This window comes from Streptomyces sp. NPDC004111, from assembly GCF_042874215.1.
Taxonomy (GTDB): Bacteria; Actinomycetota; Actinomycetes; order Streptomycetales; family Streptomycetaceae; genus Streptomyces.
The window spans coordinates 74991-98533 of record NZ_JBIAMU010000001.1 but is presented as its reverse complement, the minus strand read 5'-3'; the positions used below and the strand labels follow the sequence as shown (position 1 = coordinate 98533).

Here is a 23543-nt window from a genome sequence, read left to right as displayed (position 1 = left end):
CAGGTCGCACATCAGCAGACGGCGGTGGTCCATGCATCGACGAATCATTCGAGCATCGCCCTCCGGGCAGCCTCCGCCGCACCGGCCACCGTCCCGACGACGGCGGGCCGCTGTACGGACGCCCGGAGCACCGGTGCCTGCCCCCGGGGTGCCCTGCAGAACAACCAGGTCAGTGCCCGCCACCTGGTGCAAAACCCGCCGGAGCGATGTCGTGAGGTTTCGCACCCTCTTCGGCGCCACTGAGAGAACCGTCCGGGCCCTGCCTCCAACCGGCGGAGTACAGCACCGGTTTATCTCGCCTACAGCGCTCGGTTGACGACATGGACAGTCTGGTTTGACAGGGTGCGGTCGACCGCGAGACCAGTCGCGGCACCGACCTGCCTCCGGGGGTATTGGGCGGGCAACGTCAACCGGTGCTGAAACCCAGGAGCCTGGCTCACAGAGAACAGCCAGGGCCACTGTGCAGGCCGCTGACAACTCCCTCTCCCGATCCCGCCGGGCACCGCAGGCTTTCTACTCACCTACCCGGCTTCCCAGAAGAGCCGGAGTCTGGGGGAATCATGAGTTCACACGCTAGGCGGATCAACCTCGCCGCATCCGCGGTCGCCATGGTGACCGCAGCCGTCCTCGCACTGAGCACCACGCCCGCATCTGCATCCGGGACCTACAGCGGCCTTGCCTACATTGCGGGTGCCGGTACTTACACCGACGACTGGGGTGACGAAGGGATCACGGACACCACCCACAACATCAACTCCAACGCCACCTGCGTGTGGCAGCAGATCCTGTGGGCGGACGGTTACCTGCCGTCCATCGCACAGATCGACGGCGTCTTCGGGACCGCGACTGCGACTGCGACCGCGAACTGGCAGCGCCACTTCATGGGGGCCGCTTCAGCGGATGGAAGCGCTGGCAAGAACACCTGGGGCAATGCAGACAACCGGCTGTACTACATTTCGGGCAGCGAGACTTCCGGCCTCTTGGTCGTGGCCTACAACGGTAGGTCCCACGACTTCACCCTGGGGCGCGGAGAAGACGGGAAGTACCGCTTCGGAGACGGCACCGGCAACTGGTGGTATGCCGGCTATAACTACCGGACTTGCAGCTTCTGACGTAGGCGCTTTCTGGCGTCAAGAGGGCGTTTAGTAAGCGGATTGCTGCTTATGTTAAACGCCCTCTTAACGGCCGGGGGCGGGGAGGTTTTCCAGATGCTTGCGCAGCTTTTCGGCGTCGGGATGACCGAGTGCATCCAGTGTGCGAAGCGCTCGGGTGTAGCTGTCCCGGGCCTCGGACGTGTGACCCAGGGATTGTTGGGTGAGGCCCAGCCCTCGGAGTGTTTCGGCCTGCAGGAATTGGTCTTCCAGGTCGACGAACAGGGACAGGGCCTGTTCATAGCAATTGATCGCCTCGGCGTGATGTTTTGCGGAGTGGTGGATGAACCCGAGGCTGTCCCAGGTGTGTGCCTCGCCGGTTCGGTTGCCGACTTTCTGGAAGTAGACCAGTGCACGATTGCAGTTGGCCAATGCCACGTCTAGGTGCCCGAGTTGCGCGTGGTACCAGCCAATGGCATTGAGAGCGCTGGCCTGCCCGGGCAGGAAGTTCGCGGCCTGGTAGAACGTCAGGGTGTGCTCGGCGTGGACGAGTGCTTCGCGATGGCGGCCCTGGTGCTGCAACGCCCAGGCGAAGGCTCGGTGTGTATGGGCTCGGCCTGTGTCGAGGCGGAGTGTTACGTAGAGATCCAGGGCTTGGGACAGGTGGGTGTATGCGTCGTTGTATTGCCCGTTCCAGGAGTGCGCGACCCCGAGCCCGTAGTGGCAGTGGGCCAGGCCCTCAGGGTCATTGTCGTGTTGTGCGGAATCCAGGGCGATGCGTTGGGTTGCGGTCCATTCCTGCCAGTGTCCGCGCCGCTGCAGGAACGTGTGGAGGGTCCACGGGAGCCGCCAGGCGTGGGCGTACAGGCCGGTATTGGCGGCCTGGCGGATGCCGGCAAGGAGTACCGGCAGTTCCGCTGTGAACCAGTCCAACGCCTGCTGGTGGTCGAGCAGGCCAAGGGGCCGCGTGGTGGCGGGGGGAAGTGTGATCGGGTCCCGGTGCTGGTCCAGGAGGTGGTCTGCTCGGTGAGCGGTGCAGAGGTAGTGGTCGAAGAGGCGTCGGGTGGCCGCGGCCTGTTCCCGGTCGGGCTCATCGGCCACGGCGCACTCCGCGGCGTAGGCGCGCAGGAGGTCGTGGAACTGGTAGCGGCCCGGGTGGTGTTGATGGAGGAGATGGGCCGCGGTGAGCTCCCCGAGGAGGGAGCGGACATGAATCTCTTCGCGACCCGTGAGCGCGGCTGCGGCCGAAGCGTCCGTGTCGGGCCCGGGGTGCAGGCCGAGGAGCCGGAAGAGACGGGCGGCCTCGGGAGACAGTGCCTGATAGGACCAGGAGAACACCGTGGACAGGTCGGTGGAGACGCTGTCTCCGGTGGAGAGCGCTCCGATGCGGCGATGTTCGACCCGCAGCTCCTCGACGAGGGCGCTCAGCGGGAGATGGGGCAGGGCATGGGCACGGGCGCCCGCGATGGTCAGTGCCAGCGGCAGGCGTGAACACAGGTGGATGAGCTCATCGATCGCCGCGTCCTCCTCAGCGCGCCGATCACGGCCGAGGGCGTCGTGCAACAAGGCACGCGCCTCGTCACGGCTCAGGACATCGAGGGAGATGCACCGGGCTTGTCCGGCTGCGATCAGACCGGCCAGCTGCCGGCGGCTGGTGACGACGACCGCGCACGTGGGACTTCCCGGTAGCAGGGGCCGCACTTGGTCGGTGTCCCGGGCGTTGTCCAGCACGATCAGCATCCGCTTCCCCGAGACGAGGCTTCTGTACAGCCCGGCCTGGGCATCCGCGCCGACGGGAATCCTCTCCGCGGGATACGCCAGTGCGTCCAGGAATCCTCGTACCGCTGCAGCGGGGTCCATCGGTGTACCCGTCGGATCGAAACCGCGGAGGTTCACATAGATCTGCCCGTCCGGAAAGCGGTGGCGCACCTGTTGGGCCCAGGAGAGCGCCAGGGTGGTCTTTCCCACTCCGGCCGTTCCGCCGATGGCCGTGATGACCACGGTCCCGGTGCCTTCGTTGACAGTGTCCAAATGCCTCGTGAGCTGGTCCAGTTCCCGGCTTCGGCCGACGATGCGGCGTGCCAGGGGAAGCTGATTGGGCACCACGGCGGGCGTTACGGGACCTGCGGTGGAGGGGCGTGGTGCGGCGGGCGTCACGGGACCGGCGGTGGCCGGGTTCGGTACGGCAGGCGGCATGGACGTGATGGTGGCCGGGCTCGGCGTGAGCGTGAGCGTGGGATCGGCGACCAGGATCTGCTGGTGCAGGCGCTGTAACGTGACGCTGGGATCTATACCGAGCTCCTCGGACAGACGTATCCGAGTGTTCCGGTAGTGGTGAAGGGCGTCTGCAGGGCGTCCGCAGCGGTACAGAGCCACCATCATCTGCGCGGCGAGACGCTCGTCCAAGGGGTGCTGTTCGGTGAGGCCGGCCAAAGGAGCGAGGAGCCCGGGGTGCCCGCCCAGGCGCAGAACGACGTCGTTGCGGTCCAGCTCGGCGGCCAGGTGTTCCCGCACGAGCCGTTCGCGCAGCGCGGCGAGCCAGGGAGTATCCAGCGCCCCGAACGGCTGGCCTTGCCACAGCCTGAGTGCTCGGTCGAACAAGTCCCGTGCCCGCTCGTCGTCGTCGAGCGTCCGCGCCTGATCGATCAGCTGCTTGAACCGGTGGAGGTCGAACGCGGCGGGGTCCGCCGTCAGGACGTATCCTCCTGCGCGGCGTTGGATGGCTGTGTCGTCCGCGCCGGACAGCGACTTCCGCAGTCGTGACAGGTAGCTCTGCAGAGTGCTTCGTGCGCGTTGTGGCAGGTCCTCTGCCCACACCCGGTCCACGAGCCGGTCCACCGGTACGAGCTTGTTGACGTCGACCAGCAGGGCCACCAGTACGGACTGTTGCCTGGCATGCCCGAGAGGCACGGGCTCACCGGCGATCCGTGCCTCCACGGAGCCGAACACGCTGAACGCCGTCACCATCTTGCCCTCCTGCGGGCCCCACGGCCCGTTCCTCAACGCACGTCAACCCGAGCTCCTCACCAGGGAATTCAAGATTCTCTCAAGGATCTCCGAGAACCGTGCAGACACAGTGATGGCCGTCTGGGAAGCCGTCCTCCGACGGGTGGCATCCCGCCTTCGTAGAGCCCCTCCGCACCCCTGAACAGAGCTCCGAGTGCTTTCACGAGCTCCGTAACCTCCGCAGGGGAGCGAACAGGGGCCGATCTGACAGGAAGGAACGTACGTGTCCCGAACCAGTAAGATCTTCCTCGGTGTCGCTGTCGCAGCCTTGTGCGGGTTGACGAGCCCCGCGACGGCCGTCCCAGGGAACGCGGCCGCGCCTGTTGACCCTTCCGGGCTCGGCGGCATGCAGAAGGTCTCCGCAGCCGAGGTGCAGGCATTCGAGCAGCGGAGTCCAGAGAAGGCAGCGCGCCTCAAAGCGAACTCCGCCCGAAGCAATGGCGGAGCGGCCATTCAGGGGGAGTACTTCAGAATCGTCAATGCGGCCAGCGACAAGTGCCTGGCGATCGGCAACGGAAGCCAGGCCAACAGCGCCCATGCGATCCAGTGGGACTGCACAGGCAGCGACGCACAGCTCTGGTGGGTCACGGCCGACCACATCCAGAACGCGGCGAGCGGGAAGTTCTTGGCCATCGGTGAGAGCAGCAAGACCAAGGGCGCCCACGCGATCCAGTGGGAGAACACGGGTAGCCAGGGCCAGAAGTGGACGCGGAGCGGCGGGTTCATCTGGAACGACAACAGCGGACTGGTCCTCGCGATCGGCGAAAGCAGCACCGCCAACGGCGCCCATGCAATTCAGTGGTCCTACACGGGCAGCAACGGACAACGGTGGTCCCAGCTCTGACACCGGTCCGGCGGTGCGGGCCATGCAGCATGGTCCGCACCGCTCTGGTGCGTCGCAACGTCAAGGTCAGTGCTCGGCCGAGGATCGAAAGGCGGAACAGGTATGGCAGGCATGAGTCGTAGGGGACTGCTGCGCGTGGGAGCGGCGGTGGGCGCCGTCGCGGTCATGGGAGGTACGGCATCAGCCGCTCGGGCCGCCGCCGTCGGCGTCAATCCGCCCGTTGCGGGGGAGGCGGCTCATGTCCGCAACCTCCGTAAGGCGCTGGACGACGCAGCGGCGGGCATCGTCGGCCCGCACGGCCGCGATGCCAAGGGGCGGATCATCGTGAAGGCCGGCTATGCGGGCGTTCCCACCTACACACTGCTCAACACCTTGGTGATCGGTGGCAATACGCTCCTGGACGCGACCGGCGCCCGGTTCGTCGCCAAATTCGACACCACCATGCGCAAGTACACCCTGGACACGAAGAATCAGCACTCGCCCAGCCCCGCATACCCAACCGATGACCAGGGCACGTTCACCGCGCCAGCCGTCAGCGGTGCCAAGGCCGCCACGATGCTGATCAACCATGTCCCGAGCTCCACGACCCAGGGCTACTCGGCACCGGGCAACATCATGGTCAAGGGCGGCGAGTGGGACCCCGTGTCGGCCTGGGTGTGGGAGGACTCCGGCCCGGCCAGAGCCCGTGCCGACAAGGCCCCGCCGATGAACGTACTGACCTTCATCCACACGCAGGACGTGGAAGTCGAAGGGGTCACGGTATGGAACGTCAAATGGTGGCACGGGGTCGAGCTCAACGCCGTGCGCCGCGGCGTGGTCCGAGACTCGTTCTTCAAGGGCTGGGTCGAGAATCCGACGCAGGGTCTGTGGCACGGCGAGGCCGTCCAACTGGATCTGCCCCTGCCGGGCAACACCTGGGCTGGTGCCGCAGACGGCACCCCGACGGTAGACGTACAGGTGCTGCGCAACTACGCGGGCGCGTCAGGATCCCAGCCTTCCTGGGCCAAGCTGATCGGCTCGCACACCGGCGGCGAAAAGGTCGGACATGTACACGCGCGCGTGCTGGTCGAGGGAAACACCGTGGACGGCGCCAAATGGGACGCGATCGGCGCGATGAACACCACCGCCATCACCATACGCGGCAATACGATCAGCAACAGCTGCGGCGGCATCTACGTCAGTTCCCTGAGCGCGAGGACCCCGACTCAGCCGCCGGTCCCGGTCGGTCCGAACCCCATATCCGGGGTCGATATCGTCGACAACCGGGTGACCGTGGTGGCAGGGGCATCGGGGGCCCTGCGCAACGCGGTACGCGTGAACGCGGACACGACCGGGTTCGTCTCACCGGTCAGCGACGTCGCTGTTACCGGCAACACCGTCAGCGGTGCGGGATTCTCCTACAGTGCGAATGTGACGTTTAGGCCTGGCACCACGCCGCAGTACTGAGACAGTGCAGTGGAGTTGCTCGGCCAACTCCACCATTTCGCCCAAGGTGCAAGCCGGGCGCCCGAGGTCGATCGGGTACGGGCCGTGGAGGCAGAGCTGGAAGGGAGGTTCGACTTCACAGGCGAACCTCCCGCCTGCTCTCCGCGGGGGCCCTACTGAACTCGTTTCGGTCGAGGTGGTAGGCACGAGCGGTCCGGGTGTGCTTGTCCGAGTTGACTCGCGGCGCCGCGTTCTACTCATCGAGGGTGACCAGCCGGGCTTGAACGCTCTCGCTGACGAACTTCGGTCGATTGCGGAGATGGATGACGGCGGCCATCAGCACATCGAGTACTTCCCGGATCACTACTACCTTGCCGCTGGGTCATTGGCCATGGTCGTGAACAGTCCTCATGGAGGCATGCCGGCGCTGGCTCGATGAATGGCTGATGGCCGTGGCTGGCCGGGGTTCGTAGAGAGTTCCGTCGCGGAGCATGGCGAAGAGGACGTCGGCCGGTCGGCTGGCGAGGCAGAGCAGGGCCTGTGTGTGGTGCTTGCCCTGGGCGATCTTCTTGTCGTAGTGGGCCCGGGATGCCGGGTCGCCCGAGGCAGCGAACGTGGAGAGGAAGAAGGCCGGCTGGAGCTGCTTGTTTCCCGGTCTGGAGAGCTGTTCGCCGCGGATCGACGAGCCCGAACTCCGGGCGGCAGGGGCGAGACTGGCATAGGCGGCGAGGTGACTGGCGGTCGGGAAGGTGGTGCCGTCGCCGACCTCGGTCAGGATGCGAGCTCCGGTCCTGACACCGACTCCCGGCATCTACGTCAGGACCTTCGAAAGAGGGTGGGCGTCCAGGAGTTCTTCTATCCACCCGGCCAGGAGTCTGCGCTGGTCAAGGACGGGGTCAGGGATCCGGCCAGGCCTGGGACGATCAGTGCAGCAGCCTCGGTCCCCGGCACGGTCACGGTCTGCTTGTCCAGCGCGGCGAAGATGTCCTCGACCAGACGCTCGGCCATCCGCGGTGCCTTCGGCCGAAGCAGGTTGACCCCGCCGCCGTCGGCCCGCCTTGCGTATCTGTGCTGGTGACCCGAACTGTTCCAGCAGCGTGCGGACGGCCGGGTGCTGCAACCGCGGCGCCAGCACCCGTTCCAGAGACGGATGGATATGGGTCAGCGGGCCGTGCAGGCGGTTCGCGACCCGGGTCGCCTTGCTGGCCAGGTCGTCGTCGAAGCCGACGATGATCTCCAGCTCGGCGATCGTCTCGTACTCCCAGTCGATGGCCCGCAGCATGTGCGGCATCGCGCGGGCCGCGTCCGCGATGATGAACGCGTCCTACGCGTCGGTCTTGGCTTCACCTCGGAGAGGTCGGCGATCCGCCATATCGTCAGCTCGGGCAGGCAGGCGACCGGGCAGCCCAAGCCCTGGGCGGACGTCAGTGGCAGGGCGCCGATCGAGGCCGGCTGGTCGACCACGACCAGTACGGTTTCGTGCTTTGTCTGGAGTTTGGCAAAGAGTTCGCGGAGCTTGGGTTCGGTGTTGGCCAGGCGCTTGTCGAAGACCTTCTTGCCCGCTGGTGTGACGGCGGTGGCGCGGTGTTCGCCCTTGCCGAAGTCCAGGCCGAGGAAGACGTCGCTGTCGCCGGTGCCGATCACGTGCAGGCCCCTCCAGCACGCTTTCGTCCGGCCTTGACTCGGCATCGAGCTGCCACATCCACGTTACGGAGAGCTCTCCCGGCTCGGGTGAAGCCGGTGCTCCAGGCCCTCATCAGCGGTCCGTCGACGCCTCCGGAACCGGTGACACCACCCCCGGATCATGAACAACAAGGGGAAGGTTCACGGCAGTAGGTGGTGCCTGGCTACTGCCCGGGTTTCACCAGCGCTGCGGCCGGGATGCTCCACCGCGGTGTTCAGTGTGCTGCTGTGGCTACGCGCTCGCGGAGCAGGGCGAGCTTCTCGGCCGCTCCGGTGTCGGGAGCGGCCCAGTTCAGCACGATGTGCAGGTCGGCGCGTTCGATGGTCATGATGTCGCAGTCGAGGACGATGTCGCCGAGGTCGGGGTGGACAACCGTCTTGTGTGAGCGCCCGATCGGCAGGGTTTCGTAGCGTGTCCAGAGATCGGCGAAGTGCGGGTCGGTCTCGCGGAGTCCGTTGATCAGTTCGGTGACGGCGCGGTCGTCGGGGTACCGGTCGGCGGCCCGGCGCAGGTCGGACACCATCATGCGTTCGAAGGCGTCGGCGTGTGCTGGGCCGCGCTCGATGCGGGAAGCACCAGGTGCGGGCGGGGCGGCGAAGTGCCCCCAGATCAGATTGCTCGACCGGGCATCGGCCGCGGCCGGGCTGCCGAACAGCTCGCCCCAGAGCGGGTTGCTCTGCACGATGTCCCAGGAGGCGGTGAAGACTGCCAGCGGGGTGTCGCTCATCCGGTCGATCATGCGCTGCACACCGGGTGGTACCTCGCGGGGCACTGTCCCGGACGGCGGGACGAGCGCGCCGGCCAGCCGGTAGAGCAGTTCGCGCTCCACGGCGTTGAGCCGCAGGGTCTGGGCGAAGGCCGCCAGGACCTGGGGGGAGGGATTCTTCGCGCGGCCCTGTTCGAGCTGTACGAGGTAGTCGACGGAGATGCCGGCCAGGACGGCCAGTTCCTCACGGCGCAGGCCCGGAACTCGTCGGTTGCCTGCGGTCGGCAGGCCGACCGCGGCCGGGCCGATGCGCTCTCGCCACGCACGCAGTGCTGGGCCGAGCTCGGTGTGGGTGGTCATGAATCCAGTATGAGCCTGCTGGTGAGGGGCTGGGTGGTACTGGCGTTACCAGGGACGACAGCGCCTGGTGCACCTCTGTGGCCAGGCCGAGCATCGACGTGTCAGTCCCCAGCGCGTCAGCGGTGCGGCGGAACCAGCCGCCCGCTTGCGGCGCCCTTCTTGCACAAGGAGATACCCAAGATGGCACCCACCATCGGAATCATCGGCTCTGGTCTGGTCGGCGGCTCCGTCGCCCGGCTGGCTGTTGCCGCCGGCTACAGCGTTGTGCTCTGCAATTCACGGGGCCCGGAGTCGATCGCGGAACTCGTATCCGAGCTCGGTTCGCTGGCGCGCGCCGCAACGGTCGATGAGGCGATCGAGGCCGGCGACATCATTGCCCTTCCGGTCCCGCTCGCGAGTGTCGAGGCCCTGCCGGCCGACAAGCTGGCCGGGAAGGTCGTCCTGGACCAGACGAACTACTACCCGGAGTTCTGGCGGAACGCCGACCTCGATGCCGCAAAGCTCACCTCGAGTGAACTCGTACAGCGGCACCTCAAGGACTCCCTGGTTGTGAAGGGCCTGCACAATCTGGACTGGAACCACATGTACTCCAACGCCCGCCCGAAGGGCGACACCGGGCGGACGACTTTGCCGGTCGCGGGCAACGATCCCGCTGCCAAGAAGGCGGTGACGCTATTCCTGGAAGCGGTCGGCTACGACGTGGTCGATGCAGGCCCGCTCGCGGAGAGCTGGCGGATCGAGCCCGAGACGCCCCTCTACTTCTGGCCGTACGCCCCTGCCATTCCCGACGGGATCACCGGCGATGAGGAGAAGCGCTTCTATCTCGAACACCAGGTTGCGCCCGTCTCACTCGAAGCCGCCCGCACGATGATCGACAGCGCGGAGCGGCCGTCGCCCGTCGGTGGCACGCTGGCCGGGATGCCTCCCGCCCACGTCGCCATCTTTATGGACCAGGCAAGCGCCAACACCGTGAACAAGTAACAATTGGGCGCGCCGAGTGCCGTCCTGCGGCACTCGGCGCGTCGATCCCCCAGTCCGTCACCGCATGCCGATCCGGTGTTCGCCGACCGCACGCGACCACCCTCGATGTACCGGGATGGGGTGTGACCAGGGTGCCGGCTATCCCGCCCCTGCCTGTTGGCGTGCCGCGTCGCGGAAGTGTCGAGGAGAAGCCCCGACCACGCGCCGGAATGCCGTACTGAAGGCGCTCTCGGACTCGTAGCCCGTGGCGGCGGCCAGTTCGGAGATGGATCGGGTGTCAGTGCGCAGGGCGTCACGGGCCAGGCTCATCCGCCATTCGATGAGGTAGGTCAGCGGGGCGGTGCCGACCTTGGCCTTGAACGCCGCGGCGAACGCGGACCGGGACATGTGGCTGATCGCGGCGAGGTCGTCGAGCGTCCAGCGACGGCTCACCTCTGCGTGCATCGCGCGCAGGGCCGCGCCGATCCCGTCCTCGACCAGGGCGCCGAGCCAGCCGACGGGCCGGTCGGTCTGGTCGGCGTGGACGCGCAGCATGTGGACGAGGATGAGCTGGGCGAGGTGCTCCAGGACCAGGGGCCGTCCGACGCCGGCGGATTCCATCTCCGCGACCGTGAGGGCGGACAGGTTCGTCAGGAGGGCCCCGCGCGGGTCGCCGGCCCGGACGAGGACGACGGGCGGCAGCACGTCGAAGAGCACCGAGGCGTTGGCCTGCTCGAAGACGAAATCGATGCAGCAGATATAGGTGTTCTCATCGGCCTTGGCGCCGATGCGCACCTCGCCGTCGTTCTCGCTCTCGTGAAAAGCAATGGCCTGGCCTGGCGCAGGATCGAAGGTGCTGGCCAGCGTGTAGGAGGGCGGGTTGTTGAGCAGGAAGAAGTCGCCCTCGCGCAGCAGTACCGGCTCGCAGCCGTTGAGGGCCATCCAGCACTCGCCCTCAAGGACGACGCCCAGCTTCATGTGCGTACAGGGATCGAAGCGCACGGCCCAGGGGGAGGCGGCGTGCACCCGTGCGGGGACGACCGCCTGCGTGCGCAGCAGGCGCAGCACGTCGACGATCGGGTCGCCTGATCCGACGCGATGAAGCTGGGATTCACGGAGATGGAGCGGTTCCATGCCTGGGATGCCGAGCAATGGCTCGGCATGCGGTCCCCCTCATGCCCTCTGGTGGGTTCGCTGCACGATCGGGTGGCATGTTGTCACCTGAAGCTGCAGCAGACCCGTAGGGGCTGGAACCGTGGTCGCCCTGGAACGGCACAGCGGCCCACCAGCGGGGGTGGGGCAGGCGGGAATCGGCGAAGAATCGTTCCGGGAATCGGAATCGCCAAAAGCGTGTATCCCGCACCTCAATTCGACGCACACTAGGTGGACTTGTGCGTTCGGCCCGGACTCCGCCGGAGCGTGTACCGATGCTGGAACCCGTTCGGGGGTGCCATGAGTGAGTGAACGACTGCATGTGGCCGCGTACGTCCTGACGGAAGCCTTCAGCGAGCCCGACCCTCGCCGTCTTCCTCTGCGGATGGCTCGTGCTCTGCGGGTGGGGATGGGTGCCGACGGCGTCTCCGTCACGCTGATGCCCCAGACCTCGGAGGCTCAGCTTGTGTGCGCCTCCGGCCGGGTGGCTTTGCGTCTGGAGGAGTTGCAGTTCGAGGTGGGGCGTGGCCCGGGAATCGCGTGTGCTGTCGGCGCAAGTCCGGTGCTGGTCGGTGACTTTCGGGAGGTCCATCCGCTGTGGCCGGTCTTCAGTACGGTCGTGGGGGAGCAGTTGCCGCAGGTGCGGGCCTTGTGGGCCTTCCCGGTGATGAGCGGATACGAGGTGCTGGGTTCGGTCCTGCTGTATCGCACGACCCTCTGGTATCCGCACCGCAAGGCGGTCGAGCAGGGAATGTTGGCCGCCCGGGCGGTTGCTCGGCTCCTGGAGGACATGGAGAGCGTGCTGCTGGCGGAGGACGGCTGTGACTGGGAGCCGCGGGACATGATCGAGGCGCACTGGTTGAGCGCCCATCGTGCTGCGGGGGTGCTCGCGGAACACCTCGGCCTGCCGGTGAGCGAGACCATGGTCCTGATGCGGGCAAGAGCGTTGCGCACCGGCACTCCTCTGCCGGTCCTCGCCGCTCGCCTGGCTTGCGACCCGGCAAGCTGGAACGAGACCTGAAGCCAGCGGCCCGGGGCGCGGTCGGCACCGGCCACTCGCCGTCCGAAACCAGGGAAGCAGCGAGGCGCAGGACTCGACCGCGCGATTGACTCGGGGTGGCGATGCGTGCTGCGGCTCGCCCGTGAGGTGGCCAGGTGGATGAAGTCCGGGCGAGCAGCCGTGTGTGGATGGGGAGGCCCGAGCGTGGCAGGCCGGTCGGTGACTGCAGGCCGGTCGGTGACTGAAGGCCACCGTGCCGGAACCTGCACCCCCACGGGAGTCGTCGCGGAGATCCGCAGCGGGGGCCGTCGAGGGTGCTTGGACCGAAGTCGGGGCAGCATCCGGGTACGGCCGTGCTGAGCCACCGCGAGGCGAGCGCCTCAACACAGCGCATGCCAAGAAGGGGCCCCGGACATATTCCAGCGGTGGGCAATGATCAGGAGCAACTCCTCGCGAACCGCTACCGGTTGAGCCGAGTGCTGGGCCAGGGTGGAATGGGTGCGGTCTGGCAGGCCCACGACGAACACCTAGGACGGGACGTCGCCGTCAAGGAGTTGCGACTGCCTGAGCATCTCGGCGAGAGCGAACGGCAGAACTGGATCGCGCGTTTCGACCGGGAGGCGCGCGCCGCGGCAAGGCTCAAGCATCCCGGAATCATCACCGTCCACGACCGGATATCAGTGCCCGACGGGCGACCGTGGATCGTCATGGAGCTCGTCCACGGCGGCTCGCTGGCCGACCTTGTCGAGGCACACGGACCGCTCCCCCCCCCGAGCGGGTTGCCGTCGCGGGGCGGCGGGTGTGCGCTGCGCTCGACGCCGCGCACCGCAACGGCATCACCCACCGGGACATCAAGCCCGCCAACATCCTCCTCGAAGAGGACCGCGTCGTCCTGACCGACTTCGGGATCTCCGCACTGGAGGGGGACGCCACCCTCACCGCCACCGGCATGATCATGGGAACTCCAGCCTTCATGGCCCCCGAGCAGGTCAGGGGCCTCCCCGCGACGGCCGAGCCAGACCTGTGGTCCCTGGGCGCGACGCTGTACGCCGCAGTGGAGGGGCATGCGCCCTTCGCGGGCACGGCCCCGAGCGCGGTGCTGGTCGCCGTCGCCACGGAAGAACCGGCCCCGACCGTACGGGCCGACGCGCTCGGCACCGCGATCCAGGGACTGCTGCGCAAGGACCCCACCGCGCGTTCGACGGTCGGCCAGGTACTTGCCGAGCTGGACCAGGTCGCCGTGGACCCATCAACTCCATCTGCTGCAGAGGCCGTTCGCCCTGGCCATGTAATGGCCCCCTCGTGGAGCCCGACCGCACTCGACCGAGGCCACGCCTCCGCGGGCGGCCATGCCGCCCCGACGCAGACCACCCCACCTCCGAAACCGACCCACGCTCCCACCGCGCCCGCACCGGTGCGGGGCACGCACATCCCGCCCTGGCGCATCCTGCGCGTCGTCCTGTCGCTCCTGACGGCCGTGACGGCTCTGCTGCTCGCCGATCCGGCACTGGAGGAGGCGTTCGGCATCGCGTGGACCGACAACATCCGGCCTCACGCGGTCGCCGTGACGGTTCTCGGGGTGGCCCTGGCACTGCCCGTGGCCCACCGCGCGCACGCCCGTCCGGGCCCGTACTTCACGGTGCTCCCGGTCCTCGCGGCCCTCGGCAACATCATCATGCTGCTCTGGCACTTGCGCATCGGGCGCATCAGCGACATCCGCATGCACGTCACCAAAACCGGCTGGTGGCCGTTCCAGGAGACTGCCGCAGTCAGCTCTCTGGGGTGGGGGTGTCGAAATCTACTGCTCGCGGCGTAGGTGTATTCCCCCGGTTCCGGACTGTCTGTCTCACCGACGTGCAGTGCCGACGCTCACCGAACGCACCTTGAGAGCGCGGAGGGTTCGCAGCGGACAGGTGTCATGCTGCGGGCGGAGGCACCGGCCCGCGGGTGTACCCGGTCGGCCCGGCCGACCTGTCCGCCGTCTTGACCGGCGGGTGTGTCGGTAGGGGCCCGCGCACCGATGGCCGAGCCGTTTGTACAGGGGCCGGCTCCCGGTGTTGTCCGGGCCCATCAGCAGCGACGACCAGTCCTGAGAAGGGTGCTCCCCTCGGCAGACAAGGACCACCCGCCGCTACTCGGCATCCAGGGGCCACCTTCACGTGAACGCCGGCAGCCAGGGCACCGCTGGAGGACCTGGATTGCGTACGGGGCGTACTGCGCGAGCATAAGGCGGAGGGTGGGCGGTGAGCGCGGATTCCGGGCGCCGAGCTTTTCCTACTTCTGCCGGTTCTTGACCCATGGACCAAACGTCTTACGGGAGGTGGACCTGCTGGACGTGCGGCGGCCCGGCCGTTCGCGGGGCAAGCACCTCTGGCGGTGTCCAGCGGGTTCCGCGCCTGCGTGATGGCCCCGGCGCCGGATCCTGTAGCGGAGCCGGGACGGGCAGCGTAGGGCCGTCGTCTTCCGGTGGCAGGCGTTCCGGCGTGCCGACCGGCCGCTTCCCCCTACATCTCTCCCGCTGCCCTCACACACCGCTGAGCAGGGTGGGTCGCATGACGACGGTGGCGGAGGGGAACGGTTCCGTCCGTTGTGTCGGCCGCCGCCCCTCGGCACGGGCCTGGCCTCCGGTGGGCGATTGACGCCTCGACGGCCCGGGAGCAGGCTTCGCCCCCAGCAGCCGGATCGGCCGGCCGATGTTCCGGGGCAGCCGTCCGGCAAGGGCGGGAAGCCGGGGAAAGGGTCACGATGTCCGAGAGCCAAGGCAGGATTGATCTGTCAAAGTTGTCCGAGGCTGAGCTCAACCAGATCCGCAACGACGTGCTGCGCGCGCTCGCCGAGCGGGCGGCCGCAGGTGACGAACCCGCGCTGCGGTACGACAGGCACCGCAGCGGCCACTCCAGGAACTCCGATCAGCGACCCGAGTCGTGACACATGCCCAGCAGGCCGTCCCGCGCGGACACCGATACCCCGTCGGCCGAGCAGGTGCGGCCTGCCGTACTGGACTGGATCGTGCTCAAGGTCGCCCAGCGCTGCAACCTCGACTGCGACTACTGCTACGTCTACAACCGCGGTGACACCTCCTGGCTCACGCGGCCCACCTACATTTCGCAAACCGTCGTCCATGGCCTGGCCGAACGGATCGCTGAGCAATGCACGCGGCACGGCCTGACGACGTTCGTCCTGGAACTGCACGGTGGTGAGCCCCTGTTGCTGGGGCGGCGCAGGATGCAGTCGCTGATCGACGTGGTGCGCGAGACGTGCGCCCCCGTACAGGTGCAGGTGATGCTCCAGACGAACGGGCTGCTGCTGGACACCGAGTGGCTGGAGTTCTTCGCGCGCAACAGCGTGGGCTTCGGCCTCAGCCTCGACGGACCGCCCGAACTCGCCGACCGCCACCGGGTGCTGCGCGGCAGCGGGGCCGGGACCACTCAGCGGCTCCTCGACATCGTCTCCTCGCTGCGCGCGCAGGGGCCGCTGTTCGACGAACTGCTCGGCGGAGTGCTGTGCGTCGTCGATCCGTCGATCCACGGCGGTACGCTCGTCCGCTGGTTCGTGGACCAGGGTTTCCGCGACTTCGACCTGCTGCTCCCCGACGGCACGTACGTCAATCTGCCGCAGGGCTGGACGGGGCCGGGGCCCTACCGCAGGTTCCTCCTGGAGGCGTTCGAGGAGTGGTACCACGGCGGTCCTGACGCGCCGCGCATCCGCCTCTTCGAGCTGATGATGCTCGCGCTGCTCGGCAGGACGAACACGCTCGACGCGCTGGGCGGCGACCTCAAGGGACTGTGTGTCGTCGAGTCCGACGGCTCGATCGGCATCAGCGACGTCCTGCGGATCTGCCTCGGCCCGTACGCCACCGACACCCTGAACGTCTTCGAGCACCCGCTCGACGCCCCCGCGGACCATTACCGGATCGACGCACTCCAGCAGCCCTGCGACACCTGTGTGCGGTGCCCGCACTTCACCAGCTGCCAGGGCGGCTATCTGCCGCACCGCTTCGACGGGGCCTCCTTCGCGAACCCCTCGATCTACTGCGAGGCGCTCTACGCGCTGTCCGACCGCATGACCGCTGTGCTCGCGGCCGACCTGCCCGCCGCCGCCTGGCAGCCCGTGCCTTCCGCGTGACGAACCGCTCCGGCTGTCGTGCCGGGCACGCCGGGCCGCACCGAGCACACCCCGATGAGCAGACCGTAACGAGGACGGGGGAACCCGATGGCCGATCGTCTCCGGTGCCTGGCCCTGCCGGGGGCCGAGCCGGATATCGCGTTCATGGACGCCGTGGTTGCGGCCCACGCCGAAGGTCTCGCCGCGGCGCTTCTCACCCGCCACGGCGAGGAGATCGCCGCTCACAGTGAGGACCTGACCGAGGCGATCACCCCGCCCTGGAAACTGGAGCGGCCGTTGCGGGACCTGTGGGACCCGGCAATCGGCACGGTGGAGCGACTGCTGGAATCGGGGAGCGGCGACCCCACGAGCGCCGCGGTCGAGCTGGGGCTGTGCCTCGCCCGTGCGGGGCACAGGCCGCGCGGCTGGTCGGCGGAGACGGCCCGCGAGCTGCGGCCACGCTGGAACGACGTGCTGCTGCCTGCTTTCGACAGGGTCACGCTGCACGCCGGCACAGGCCTGCGCATCGAGACGCAGCGGCGCGCGGACGGTACGGCGCACACCGTATGGGCCGGACCAGGTGTCGGACCGGGGGCCGGCGCCGGCGCCGGAGCCGCGGACGCTTCACTGCCGGGCGCCAAAGAGCTCGTACCGGTGAACGGAACGTCCCTGCGCCTGCTCCCCGAGGCGTGCGTCCGGGAACAAATGGCCATCGAGGACGACTTCCACACCATCGTGACGTTCCCCGAACCCACCAAGGAACTGGGCCGGTCGTTCGCCGACGCCATGGACCTGATGCGCGACCGCGCGCCGCACTACGAGCAGTGGGTGGTGCGCGTCGTCCACGCGGTGGTGCCCTGCGACAGCGGTGCGTCCCGTACCCGGAGCAGCAGTTGGCGTGACGCCCCCGGAGTGGTCCTGGTCTCGGTGTCACCGCAGCCCGCCGCCGTTGCCGAAATGCTGGTTCACGAGTCCTGCCACCAGTACTACTACCTCGCCAAACGCCTCGGCGATGTCGTGGACCCCGCGGACACGCGGTTGTACTACTCGCCCGCCGTGGACCGTGAACGCCCGCTGGACCGGGTGCTGTTGGCGTACCACGCCTTCGCCAACGTCCTGCTGCTGCACGAGGCGCTGGGCACCCCCGGCATCCTCGACCGGATGCGGCGCGACACCGAACAGCTCGGGGCGCCACTGCGGGACAACAGCTCCCTCACTCCGGTGGGGCGGGCCCTCGTCCAACCCCTGATGGAGCGACTGTCATGACGCTCCCCCTCGATCTCACTCTCGACGGCACCGCCGAGATGCTCCGCTGGGGCGGCACGGACCCGGATCTGCCGCGGTGGCGGGCGGCGTACGAGCAGGCCCTCGACGAGCGGCTCACCGCGCGCGACACCGCACACCCCGACGCGTACGGGCCGGTGGTCCGCGCCCTCGACACACTTCCGCCGGCGCACAGAAGGAGCTTCCTGCGGGCGCCGCAGGTCTCCTCTCTCCTGCTGCACGACACCGAGGGCACCGAGGACGCCGAGCTGGACGCCGCGCTCCTCGAACAGGCACTGGTACAGGAACTCACCGTCGAAGGGCTGCTCCCCGCCCGACCGGACCGGGAGGTCTGGAACCTGCGCGGCAACGCACGGCGATCGGCGTCAGGAGAGAGGGAGAGCGGCGAGGAACTGCCGGGACTGGACGTCGCTCTGGACACCGCGAGCCCGATCCGCTTCCCCGACGGGGACTTCGGCCTTGCTGCCGGCACCGTCCGGTACTCCGCCGAGCAGCTGGGCACGGTCATGCAAAGGGTGTCCGCCGCAGCGGACATCCTCACCGCGATGGACGGTGCAGCCCGCTTCGTCGACACCTTCAGCGAGGTCGTTGCCCTGCGGGAGGAACACGGTCCGGCGAGCGTCTTCCACTCCAGCTCCTTCTCCGGCCTGGTCGGCCTCTGCCGGCTGACCAACGCCCACCTCGACTCCGTCACCCCCGGGCTGCTCGCCGAATCCCTCGTGCACGAGTCGACGCACGCCATGCTCTACCTCTACGAGGAGGTGCGGGAGCCATTCCTGCGGCGGCCCGACGCCAACGACCGCAGCGTCACGTCCCCGTGGACGGGGGCCACCATCAGACTCCAGTCGTTCCTCCACGCGTGCGCCGTCTGGTACGCGGTCCACTGGTACTGGGAACGGGCCCGTGCCGCCGGACTCTGCGACCCGGCCCAGGCCGAGGAACGAACCGCCCTCGCACGCCGCGGCTTCCGTGCGGCGCCCGCAGCCAGGGCCCTGCGCGAGCACTCCGCGGTCCTGACGGGGAGCGCGCGGGATCTGCTGGAGCAACTGGACGGCGCGACCTCGGAGTTTACCCGGGCGGGCGGCTCGCGCTCCTCGTAGCCTGCCGTGGGAGCGCCCGGGGCGGAGAACGTCTCACGTTGCGTCCGCCTCTCTGGCGCGGACCTCGGCCGGGAGTGCCCGACCCTCGCCATGCGGGGAACGCCGCCTTCCCCCGCCTGCCTGCGAACCGTCTGCGTTGGTGCTGTCGAGTTGGTCGAGCCGACAGTGGAATCGGGTCCGGCGCACGTCGCATGGGTTCGCCGGGTAGCTGAAGCCGGCGAACGATGCGGGTGTCGTCGCCGGGCCGCAGCGGGCCCGGGGGTGCGGCGCCCGGTGCGCCTGCTCGGGTGGACCGCCTGGCAGCATCGTCGTCAGCCTCGCTCTGGACGACGTCATCCGCACCGACCACCAGAGCCTCCTCCGGCTCGGCGAGCCGCCGTCCCCCGTTCCCGAACCGCTCGCGGAACCCCTGCTCCGCTGGACCGACAGCCGGGACACCACGAACACCGCGACCAACCACTCCTGCCGGTGGCGGTTACCGGGCAGCTGGGCTGGGCAACCGATCCACCCCGAGGTTCTGGCAGCGCTCCTCGAAGACATCAGCATCCCCACCACCGCCGGTCGCACCGCCGCGATCCAGCAGCACGTGCCGGAGATGCCCGCCCCGGTCGTTGCGGAAGCTCTGAGCTATCACCGGGTCACCACGGCCAAGCTGGCCTCCGATGCGGGGGGAACCTGGAGCCGGTACGCCTCGGGAGATCACTGGCGGTCACCAGCGGGCTGGGCCCCTCGGAGAACCGGCGACAGTTGAATGCGCGAGCCCACCAGTAGACCGCCGGTTCGTACACTGCGAGGGTGGAAGACCACTCGGCCACCAGGATCTGTGCACGTCCGGCGCCCGCTCTAAGGCGGTACGTCGGCTCGTATGTCGGCTTCGATCTTCGTGGGTTCCCGGCGGGGGTGCACTGCGGTCCGCCCGGCCGCGTACTCACCGCGGTGATCAGTCTGTCTGGCCCCTTGAAGGTGGCGGCGGGCGTCGACGACGGGTCACCGGTCACCCGATTCGGCAGCGTGGCCAGCGGTCTGATGCGCCGGTCCGTCGCGATCCACCACGACGGACGCCAGGAAGGCGTGCAGGTGTCGCTGACACCGCTCGGGGCACGGGCCGTCTACGGCATGCCCGCCGCCGAGCTCGCCCACCGACTGGTCCCACTCGACGAGCTGCTCGGAGCGCTCGGCGCCGAGCTGGTCGACCGGCTCCGCGCGGCCACGACATGGGCCGCGCGTTTCGCCGCGCTGGACGAGTTGCTCCTGCGAGCCGTCGGCCGCGGCGCCGGCGGCGACCCCGTGTCCCGGGTGCGCCCCGAGGTGGCCGAGGCCTGGCGCCGCCTCTTGGCCGCGCGGGGCCGCGTCATCGTTAGGGACGTCGCCGCAGAACTGGGCTGGAGCCGCCGGTACCTCACCGAGCGGTTTCGCGGGGAGGTGGGCCTGTCGCCGAAGACCTTCGCCCGGGTCCTGCGCTTCGAGCACGCGCACGAACTTGCCACCACGCACGACCCGCTTCCGTGGGCCGATGTGGCGACCGTCTCCGGCTACGCCGACCAGGCCCATCTCGTCCGGGAATGGAACGAGTTCACGGGCCGATCGCCGACAACATGGCGTCGCGGCGAAGTCCTGCTCGGGCCCGGGTAGTCGCCGACCGGCCGACCACCACGTCGGCTTCCGTTCCCTTTCCTTCAAGACCACCCCAGTGCCGTCCTGTGACGATCGTCGGCATGAGACTCCTCAATCACGCACCCGACGCCATCGACCTGCGGACCACGCCCGTGCACCTCGGATTGGGGTCGAGAGCGAAACCCGTCGAGGGCTTCGCCTGGGACCCGGAAGTGCTCCACGCCTACAGCGCCGCGGTCGCGGCGGACGGCGCCGAGGGCCGGATGGTGACGATCTTCGACGGCGACGGCCCCGGCGACCATTGGGAGCGCCACCCCGCCGGCGACGAACTGGTGGTCTGCCTCAGCGGGTCGGTGACGGTCACCCGCGATCCGGACGGAATGCCCGACCGGGTTGTGCTCGGGCCGGGCGAGGCCACCGTCAACCCGGCCGGAACATGGCACGCGGTCGACATGGCGGGCCCGGCGTCCATCCTGACCATCACCGCTGGCCTCGGCACCGACCACCGTCCCCGGACCGAAGCCCGCCCGACCGAGCACGCCAACACATCCGGCCCGCGAACACCGTGACGGCCCGGGTCGCGCGCCTACCGGGACGGTGCGCCGACCGCGCCTGCCGACCGCGCCTGCCGACCGAGCAGGCGCCGTGAGAGGTTGTGGGCGAAGTCGCCGATGACGCCGAAGCAGGCGAGCCCTACGTCACCGGGAGGGCGGCGTCGTTCGAGAAGGCCTCGGCGACAGCCTCACCCGCGTGCAACTCAGCGTCGACTAGCTGGAGTTGGAGCACCCGCGGTGATCGCGCATGCCGAGATCCGGGTGGAGGCGGTGCAGAAGCCACCCGCTCCCAGTGGGTTCGCCCTCGCGAGAACGCCATGGGGCAGGTAGCCCATGCGGGTGACTCTGCTCATCTGTGGCCTCAAGGAGGGAACCTGCACCTCAAGGTGCTCACGGGCTCTCCTGTGCGCGCCGTCATCGCTCGACGCCGGGAGCACCCCCATGCACGACACCGCAGCCCGCCCCTTCCCTGAACGTTCCCGTGGTGCCGACACCGTCCTGGACGTCCTGCGCGACGAGGGCGTCCAGTACATTTTCGGCAACCCGGGAACGACCGAACTCCCTCTGCTCCAAGCCCTCGAAAACCAGCCGGACCTCACGTACGTTCTGGCACTGCAGGAGGCGTCAGCAGTCGGCATGGCCGACGGATTCGCCCGGATCTCAGGGCGCCCGGCCGTGGTCAACCTGCATGCCGCCGCGGGTCTGGGTCATGCGATCGGCGCGCTGACCAACGCCGCGGCCGCCCGTGTTCCGCTGGTGGTCACCGCCGGGCAGCAGGACCTGCGGCATCTGTTCCACAACCCCGTCCTGGCCGGGGACCTGACAGGCCTCGCCCGCCCCACGGTCAAGTGGTCCCACCAGGCGACCACTCGGGACGACGTCGGCGAGGCGCTGCGGCAGGCGTTCCACATCGCGCTGACGCCACCGACCGGGCCGGTCTTCCTCGCCCTGCCGATGAACCTGCTGGACGAGCGGGGAACTCCGGCTCCTCCGCGTATCCCCACAAGCCCGCCCTCCCCCGCGCCCGTCGAGCAGTTGGTGAACCTGCTGAACCGCGACAGGGCGGGGAGCGTCGCCCTCGTCTACGGGGACGAACTCGCCCGCACCGCCCCCGGCGAGGGCGTTGCGCTCGCCGAAACCCTCGGAGCTGACGTCTGGGGGCCCGGCTGGCCTGCCACCAACCCGTTCCCGACCGGCCACGGGCGCTGGCGGGGATTCCTCCCCACCCACGTCACCGGCATCCGTGACGCCCTGGCCTCCTACCGCACCGTCCTCATCATCGGAACGCACGTCTTCGACCGCTACTACCCCTACGAAGCGGGCCCCGTGCTGTCCGAGGGCATCACCAGCATCCAGATCACCGCGGATGCGACCGCGCTGGGCCAGAGTGCGCCCCTGGACCTGGCGCTGCACGGAGACCTCAAGCCCACCCTCACCGCACTGATCACCGCCCTGGGCGCCTCCAGGACACCCGATTCGACAGCAGCCGAAAATGCCGCGCCACGCGGAGAGGCCGGAGGAAGCGACGGTCGGAGCGCCCTCGACTGCACCACCCTGGCGGACGTACTGGACGACTGGCTCGGCCCGGACACCGTCGTCGTGGACGAAGCACCCCAAGCGGCCCGCCACCTCCGTGCTGCCCTGCAGCTCGCGCCCAACCAGTACCAGTGGGTGGCCGGAGGCCTCGGCTGGGCCATGCCGGCCGCCGTCGGAGCCAGCCTGGCGCGCAACCGGGGCCACGTCCTGTGCACCTTGGGCGACGGGGCCGCCATGTACTCCCCCCAGGCCCTGTGGACTGCGGCCCGGCTTCACCTGCCCATCACCTACGTCGTCGCCAACAATCAGGAGTACAACGTCCTCAAGGCCAACTGGCGGCACCGCAAACCGGAATCCACCGCGTTCGTCGGACTCGACCTGCGGAAGCCCGCGCTCGACTTCAGCGCCCTGGCCACCTCGATGGGCGTCGCCTCCCATCGCGCGGAAACCCTCGACGAACTTCGCGACGTTCTGCGCGCACCGTCCACCGGCCCGCGGCTCATTGACGTCACCCTCCCGCCCGGGAGCTGACCCACTGCCGTACACCACCGGCAGGGATCGCATCCCAGGTGCACGATCGCGGCAAATGATCTCGATGCCGGGCCGCTCGGCGAGCCAGGCCGCGCAAGCGTCTGCCTCCCGGCCCGGCGGGAGGTCGATGGGGCGACGCGTGCCGACGTCGACGAGTACGGTTCCGTAGAGACGGTCTTTGCGCCCCGCGTACTCATCCGCGCCGCCCACGCGGGGCGCGGCGACGGGCGACTCCGAGAGCGAAATGCCCAGTCTCAGCAGGGTCGGCTGACCGGCGCTTCTGATCGGAGGGGTCCGCCGAACGGGCCCCAGCCCGACCTGCCAGCGCGAGGCCGACCGAGACGAGGGGCGATCGCAACCGTTCCGTCCGCCGGCCGAACCGGTGGGTGAGCCCCGGAACCTGCTCGGCGAACGTCCCGCGGGCGCAACGGTCGTTGTCGCATACGAGACGACGTGCCCGCATATCGAGTAACACTCTTCGGCCGGCGACAGGGCGGTCGGTGAGAGACCGCTGGTAGTAGCAGTGCACCCGTGAGGACCAGAGCCGGAACTCGTCTTCAAACTCAACCGTTCCCGTGCACGGTCACATCGT

General features: G+C 68.8%; 17 protein-coding genes and 3 pseudogenes. 15 read left to right on the top strand and 5 right to left on the bottom strand.

What is annotated here, in order from left to right; translation table 11 throughout:
* The first annotated feature begins 560 nt into the window (after positions 1-560).
* Positions 561-1112: a peptidoglycan-binding protein gene (locus tag ACFYVL_RS00435; RefSeq protein ID WP_389240203.1), complete on the top strand. Its 552-nt coding sequence runs from the start codon at positions 561-563 to the stop codon at positions 1110-1112.
* A 66-nt stretch (positions 1113-1178) separates the two neighbouring features.
* Here ACFYVL_RS00435 and ACFYVL_RS00430 read toward each other — a convergent pair whose 3' ends face one another.
* Positions 1179-4058, bottom strand: a complete 2880-nt coding sequence (locus ACFYVL_RS00430) for a BTAD domain-containing putative transcriptional regulator (protein WP_389240202.1) — start codon at positions 4056-4058, stop codon at positions 1179-1181.
* A gap of 262 nt (positions 4059-4320) precedes the next feature.
* On the opposite strand from ACFYVL_RS00430, the gene ACFYVL_RS00425 reads away from it, so the two are divergent.
* Entirely contained in the window at positions 4321-4941 is a 621-nt protein-coding gene (locus ACFYVL_RS00425) for an RICIN domain-containing protein (protein ID WP_389240200.1), read from the top strand.
* 102 nt (positions 4942-5043) lie between these two features.
* A complete protein-coding gene (locus ACFYVL_RS00420) occupies positions 5044-6387 on the top strand; it encodes a right-handed parallel beta-helix repeat-containing protein (protein WP_389240198.1) in 1344 nt (447 codons plus the stop codon).
* A gap of 361 nt (positions 6388-6748) precedes the next feature.
* Here the strand turns inward: ACFYVL_RS00420 and ACFYVL_RS00415 are convergent.
* Positions 6749-8055, bottom strand: a pseudogene (locus ACFYVL_RS00415) (IS110 family transposase).
* Positions 8056-8264: 209 nt separating this feature from the next.
* Positions 8265-9116: a helix-turn-helix transcriptional regulator gene (locus tag ACFYVL_RS00410; protein WP_389240196.1), complete on the bottom strand. Its 852-nt coding sequence runs from the start codon at positions 9114-9116 to the stop codon at positions 8265-8267.
* Positions 9117-9296: 180 nt separating this feature from the next.
* Between ACFYVL_RS00410 and ACFYVL_RS00405 the strand changes: the two genes are divergently transcribed.
* Positions 9297-10097 (top strand): NADPH-dependent F420 reductase, encoded by an 801-nt coding sequence (locus ACFYVL_RS00405; protein ID WP_389240194.1) that lies wholly within the window; start codon positions 9297-9299, stop codon positions 10095-10097.
* Positions 10098-10235: 138 nt separating this feature from the next.
* Here ACFYVL_RS00405 and ACFYVL_RS00400 read toward each other — a convergent pair whose 3' ends face one another.
* Entirely contained in the window at positions 10236-11210 is a 975-nt protein-coding gene (locus ACFYVL_RS00400; protein WP_389240192.1) for an AraC family transcriptional regulator, read from the bottom strand.
* Between ACFYVL_RS00400 and ACFYVL_RS00395 the strand changes: the two are divergent.
* The 10 genes and pseudogenes from ACFYVL_RS00395 to ACFYVL_RS00350 form a co-directional block, all read left to right on the top strand.
* Positions 11172-11258, top strand: a pseudogene (locus tag ACFYVL_RS00395) (GNAT family N-acetyltransferase); the annotation flags it as partial. The gene ACFYVL_RS00400 and the pseudogene ACFYVL_RS00395 overlap by 39 nt on opposite strands.
* Before the next feature lie 274 nt (positions 11259-11532).
* Complete coding sequence (locus tag ACFYVL_RS00390; protein ID WP_389240189.1) at positions 11533-12249, top strand: hypothetical protein; 717 nt, start codon at positions 11533-11535, stop codon at positions 12247-12249.
* A 404-nt stretch (positions 12250-12653) separates the two neighbouring features.
* On the top strand, positions 12654-13124 hold the full coding sequence (locus ACFYVL_RS00385; RefSeq protein WP_389240187.1) for a protein kinase: 471 nt from the start codon (positions 12654-12656) through the stop codon (positions 13122-13124).
* On the top strand, positions 13028-14044 hold the full coding sequence (locus ACFYVL_RS00380) for a serine/threonine-protein kinase (protein WP_389240185.1): 1017 nt from the start codon (positions 13028-13030) through the stop codon (positions 14042-14044). The genes ACFYVL_RS00385 and ACFYVL_RS00380 overlap by 97 nt, the downstream gene beginning before the upstream one ends.
* 965 nt (positions 14045-15009) lie before the next feature.
* Positions 15010-15156, top strand: coding sequence for a hypothetical protein (locus ACFYVL_RS00375; RefSeq protein ID WP_389240183.1), 147 nt, complete (start codon positions 15010-15012; stop codon positions 15154-15156).
* 3 nt (positions 15157-15159) lie between these two features.
* Positions 15160-16353, top strand: a complete 1194-nt coding sequence (locus ACFYVL_RS00370) for a radical SAM protein (protein ID WP_389240181.1) — start codon at positions 15160-15162, stop codon at positions 16351-16353.
* Positions 16354-16440: 87 nt separating this feature from the next.
* Positions 16441-17598 carry an aKG-HExxH-type peptide beta-hydroxylase gene (locus ACFYVL_RS00365; protein ID WP_389240179.1) on the top strand — a complete coding sequence of 386 codons (1158 nt, stop codon included), beginning with the start codon at positions 16441-16443 and terminating at the stop codon, positions 17596-17598.
* Positions 17595-18716, top strand: coding sequence for an aKG-HExxH-type peptide beta-hydroxylase (locus ACFYVL_RS00360; RefSeq protein WP_389240177.1), 1122 nt, complete (start codon positions 17595-17597; stop codon positions 18714-18716). Before ACFYVL_RS00365 ends, ACFYVL_RS00360 begins: the two co-directional genes overlap by 4 nt.
* A gap of 795 nt (positions 18717-19511) precedes the next feature.
* A complete protein-coding gene (locus tag ACFYVL_RS00355; RefSeq protein ID WP_389240175.1) occupies positions 19512-20348 on the top strand; it encodes a helix-turn-helix domain-containing protein in 837 nt (278 codons plus the stop codon).
* An 83-nt stretch (positions 20349-20431) separates the two neighbouring features.
* Positions 20432-20899 (top strand): cupin domain-containing protein, encoded by a 468-nt coding sequence (locus ACFYVL_RS00350; protein WP_389240173.1) that lies wholly within the window; start codon positions 20432-20434, stop codon positions 20897-20899.
* 68 nt (positions 20900-20967) lie between these two features.
* Here ACFYVL_RS00350 and ACFYVL_RS00345 read toward each other — a convergent pair.
* Positions 20968-21057, bottom strand: a pseudogene (locus ACFYVL_RS00345) (SGNH/GDSL hydrolase family protein); the annotation flags it as partial.
* A 268-nt stretch (positions 21058-21325) separates the two neighbouring features.
* On the opposite strand from ACFYVL_RS00345, the gene ACFYVL_RS00340 reads away from it, so the two are divergent.
* Positions 21326-22951: a thiamine pyrophosphate-binding protein gene (locus tag ACFYVL_RS00340; protein WP_389240171.1), complete on the top strand. Its 1626-nt coding sequence runs from the start codon at positions 21326-21328 to the stop codon at positions 22949-22951.
* The last annotated feature ends 592 nt before the right edge of the window (positions 22952-23543 follow it).

What these genes read in the sequence shown, in the direction of transcription:
- ACFYVL_RS00435 (WP_389240203.1), top strand. Translation starts at nt 561, where the DNA reads ATGAGTTCACACGCTAGGCGGATCAACCTCGCCGCATCCGCGGTCGCC.
- ACFYVL_RS00430 (WP_389240202.1), bottom strand. Translation starts at nt 4,058, where the DNA reads ATGGTGACGGCGTTCAGCGTGTTCGGCTCCGTGGAGGCACGGATCGCC.
- ACFYVL_RS00420 (WP_389240198.1), top strand. Translation starts at nt 5,044, where the DNA reads ATGGCAGGCATGAGTCGTAGGGGACTGCTGCGCGTGGGAGCGGCGGTG.
- ACFYVL_RS00410 (WP_389240196.1), bottom strand. Translation starts at nt 9,116, where the DNA reads ATGACCACCCACACCGAGCTCGGCCCAGCACTGCGTGCGTGGCGAGAG.
- ACFYVL_RS00405 (WP_389240194.1), top strand. Translation starts at nt 9,297, where the DNA reads ATGGCACCCACCATCGGAATCATCGGCTCTGGTCTGGTCGGCGGCTCC.
- ACFYVL_RS00400 (WP_389240192.1), bottom strand. Translation starts at nt 11,210, where the DNA reads ATGGAACCGCTCCATCTCCGTGAATCCCAGCTTCATCGCGTCGGATCA.
- ACFYVL_RS00370 (WP_389240181.1), top strand. Translation starts at nt 15,160, where the DNA reads ATGCCCAGCAGGCCGTCCCGCGCGGACACCGATACCCCGTCGGCCGAG.
- ACFYVL_RS00365 (WP_389240179.1), top strand. Translation starts at nt 16,441, where the DNA reads ATGGCCGATCGTCTCCGGTGCCTGGCCCTGCCGGGGGCCGAGCCGGAT.
- ACFYVL_RS00360 (WP_389240177.1), top strand. Translation starts at nt 17,595, where the DNA reads ATGACGCTCCCCCTCGATCTCACTCTCGACGGCACCGCCGAGATGCTC.
- ACFYVL_RS00350 (WP_389240173.1), top strand. Translation starts at nt 20,432, where the DNA reads ATGAGACTCCTCAATCACGCACCCGACGCCATCGACCTGCGGACCACG.
- ACFYVL_RS00340 (WP_389240171.1), top strand. Translation starts at nt 21,326, where the DNA reads ATGCACGACACCGCAGCCCGCCCCTTCCCTGAACGTTCCCGTGGTGCC.